The sequence below is a fragment of the Flavobacterium sp. genome (assembly GCF_043756175.1).
Lineage (GTDB): Bacteria > Bacteroidota > Bacteroidia > Flavobacteriales > Flavobacteriaceae > Flavobacterium.
In genome coordinates this window covers 1-3230 of record NZ_JAYURN010000138.1, presented here as the reverse complement: position 1 = coordinate 3230, position 3230 = coordinate 1, and the positions used below count along the sequence as shown (strand labels likewise).

Below are 3230 nucleotides of genomic sequence, written 5' to 3'. Positions count from 1 at the left end.
TAGCCTTTTTTCTACCTTGGTTATCATTGATACTTCAGGGCAAGATTTTTTCAGAAATAATTTGTTTATTGTTTCAACTCACAATTATTGGTTGGATTCCAGCGTTTATATGGGTATATTCAGCATTAAACCGAATGTATGCAAATAGAATAACGAACAAAATCATAAAAAAAATGAACACTAATTAAATTTGGATTTTACTTCAAATAAAATATAAATATTACGCTATGAAAAAATACTTTCTACATGATGGAACCGAAAGTAGCGGTCCATTTGATTTAGAAGAATTGAAAGCTAAAAAAATAACAAAATCAACGCCAGTATGGCATGAAGGATTAGAGAAATGGAAAACAGCTGGCGAAATAGAATCGTTAGAAACTATTTTTGTTGTAGTTCCTCCTCCTTTTAATCCTTTGCCAAATTCTACTATAAAATTAGAAAAAAAAGGAAGGAAAAAAAGAATTTTAGGATTGTCAAAAAACACGTTTTTTGTAGTTTTAGGAATTTTAATTATATCGATTTTTACCATTGTTTCTAATGTATTTCAAGAAAACAGAAGTGATGAATTTGAAATACGAAATCATAAAACCGAAGTTGGAAATTATCAATACATACAACAACAAAATGAAATTGAAGAGCAAAAAACACAGCTCGCACTTCAAGAACAATTAGAAGCCGAAAGAGTGGTGAAGGAACGAAAGGAAACCATAAACAACAGACTTTTAGAAATTCAAACTTTGCTCGAAACCAATTTAAATAAGTTGAATGATGCGAAAACCAAACTTGAAGACGCTAATGGTTTTAAGATATTGAGAACTTCAGACGATCGCAATGAGCAAATTAGCGCGTTAGAAAACGAGATTGATTTATATAATAGCGAAATTGAAAAATTAAAAAAGGAATCTAGTTTGCTAAAATTAGAATTAGAGAAAATAAAGTGATTTTTAACATCAATCGCAATCATTCAAAATTATTTGCACAAGATAAATGATAGAAATTATACTAATGTAAACAGTAACTTAGAACTAAAATCCTAAAGGAAATTTATCACCTAATTCAATTCTGCGATTTTTTGATGCAACTGATTTAACAAAACTTGGTACTTACTTATTTCGATTAAATCTTCGTCTTCGTCTGAAAAGTCGAGCAATTCATCAAGTAAATTACTTACTTCAACCAGTTTATTATTTGCAGCTTTGTTTTGCTTGTTGGCAATTAAATCAATTATTTCTTGAACATTGTTTTTTAAAACTGCGAATTTATCGTTCTCCATAACTATTGATTATCTGGTATTTTAGTATCATTGAATTTTTTAGTAATCTGCTTTAATTTTTCTTTTCGAAGAATTTTAGCATTTTTGACTTTATCCTGTTCTTTATGCAACTTATCGTTGTGTTTTTTTATATTTCGTTCGTTGTTACGTCCCATTATAAATCTCTTTTTATTTCATCCAGGGTTTTATTGGTGAAAATTAAATTGGTAATTATTTTTTTTCTCAAGTCATTTATATCCTCATTTTCAAAATACTTAGCCCAAGATGTTAAATTGAATAAATTTCTGGCTTGCTTAATCCTTTTTGAGGTTTCAAAACTAGTGCGAAGCACCGCTTTATTATCATAGTTTGGATTAAATTTGTGTTGATAATTAATCGTATTGTTAGCAAAATTAGCTTCGAGATAATATAATTTTTCAGTAGCATTATCAGGATAAAATTCATTCCAAGCGACAAAACCCAGTTTAATTTTAGAAGGTGTTTCAATAGCAAATGCTTCTAATCTCCATTTGCTATTGGCCAATCTACCCCAATGATTAGACAATCGATACATTCCTTTTTCGGTGTAAAAATATTTACTTCCTGATTTACTTTCGTATTGAACGGTCAATTTTTCTAAGATTTGTATTTCTTCCTCTTTGAAAACACAAAAGGTATTTTTAAACGAATTTGGATTAGGACGAAAGTTGATCTTCATAAAACAAAGGTAATCAGAAAGTGAAGAACTTTCTAAAACTACTATAATTTGTTTAACTTTGCACTTTAAGATTTATTTAAAAATTATTAATATTATGACAAAAGCTTCAGAAGAAAAAATGTTGCAAAAAGGCGTTTTTACAGGCATTATAGAAAAGGACGATAAAAACAATTTTTTTTGTGGTGAATATCTTTTAGATTATAAAATGGTGCAGGCCAAACATGTTATTGGGGATTGGATTACCATAAAATCTGTAATAGAAAACCCTAGCGACATTAGCTATAACAAATATCCTAAAAAGTCAAAAAACTTTGATAAAGCAAATAATAAACCACAGCAGTAAGTGTATTAATCTAGAAAATCAGTAACTAATTTGATTTTTTATTTGCCAATAACTAAAAACATAAAAAAAAGTGTACCTTTGCAAAAAATTGTCGATTTTGAAACTAAATTACATTAGTTTCTTATTAAAAGACAAGTAGTTACCTTATTTATGAAAAAAATAGTTGAATTCAGAAAATTGTTAAATGTAGACAAAACTGCAGAATTAAAAGATCTCAAAACCATTTATAGAAATGCAATGAAAGAATCACATCCTGATAAATTTCAGGGTAATGAGGAAGGATTAAAAGAAGCTGAAGAAAACAGTAAAAAAATAATCGAAGCCTACCACTTTCTAGTAAGCATCAATCCTGAAACCATTAAGCTAAACCTACCTGAATACACACAGACCATAGCTTCGTCTACAATTTCAGATTATAAATTTGTTGATGGTAGATTAATAATCAGCTTTTCGAACGGAAGTGTTTACGAATATATAAGTGTTCCTAAAGCTACTTATGTTAAAATGGTAAACGCAGATTCACCAGGAAGATTCGCAAAAAGACATATTTTAAACTCTTTTACTTGGAGAAAAACAACAAACCAAGATTAGATTTTTATAAAATAAATACATGAAGCACTCCTAAACAGAGTGCTTTTTTTGTTTGAATATATAGCTATTTATTTACAAAATTTCACAACTATATAAAATTATTATTGCTTATGTAATTTATTTTAAGTAAGTTAGCCAACCTTAAAAAAATAATTAAAAAAACAAACCATGGACGACCCTTGTAGTTTATATAAATCACAATATAAAATAGCCAAAAAAACGCTTGATGGACTACACAAAGAATTAGAAGAATTAAATTTAAAATTGGAGTCAAGCCCAATAAATGCTGGTTTACATAAAGAATTAAGAACCATGAATATGGACAT

Annotated in this window: 6 protein-coding genes; 4 read left to right on the top strand and 2 right to left on the bottom strand. The window is 28.2% G+C overall.

What is annotated here, in order from left to right:
• Both ACH2BP_RS10905 and ACH2BP_RS10900 read left to right on the top strand, forming a co-directional pair.
• Window positions 1-188, top strand: a 188-nt coding sequence (locus tag ACH2BP_RS10905) for a YqaE/Pmp3 family membrane protein (RefSeq protein WP_395059804.1), incomplete at its 5' end; no start/stop codon positions are given.
• Between the two features lie 39 nt (window positions 189-227).
• The gene (locus ACH2BP_RS10900; RefSeq protein ID WP_395059802.1) at window positions 228-941 is read left to right on the top strand and encodes a GYF domain-containing protein; all 714 of its coding nucleotides are present in this window, start codon (window positions 228-230) and stop codon (window positions 939-941) included.
• Window positions 942-1051: 110 nt separating this feature from the next.
• Here ACH2BP_RS10900 and ACH2BP_RS10895 read toward each other — a convergent pair whose 3' ends face one another.
• A complete protein-coding gene (locus tag ACH2BP_RS10895; protein ID WP_395059800.1) occupies window positions 1052-1273 on the bottom strand; it encodes a hypothetical protein in 222 nt (73 codons plus the stop codon).
• A gap of 154 nt (window positions 1274-1427) precedes the next feature.
• Complete coding sequence (locus tag ACH2BP_RS10890) at window positions 1428-1970, bottom strand: hypothetical protein (protein ID WP_395059798.1); 543 nt, start codon at window positions 1968-1970, stop codon at window positions 1428-1430.
• A gap of 94 nt (window positions 1971-2064) precedes the next feature.
• On the opposite strand from ACH2BP_RS10890, the gene ACH2BP_RS10885 reads away from it, so the two are divergent.
• Complete coding sequence (locus tag ACH2BP_RS10885) at window positions 2065-2313, top strand: hypothetical protein (protein ID WP_395059796.1); 249 nt, start codon at window positions 2065-2067, stop codon at window positions 2311-2313.
• A gap of 150 nt (window positions 2314-2463) precedes the next feature.
• A complete protein-coding gene (locus tag ACH2BP_RS10880; RefSeq protein ID WP_395059794.1) occupies window positions 2464-2904 on the top strand; it encodes a KTSC domain-containing protein in 441 nt (146 codons plus the stop codon).
• The last annotated feature ends 326 nt before the right edge of the window (window positions 2905-3230 follow it).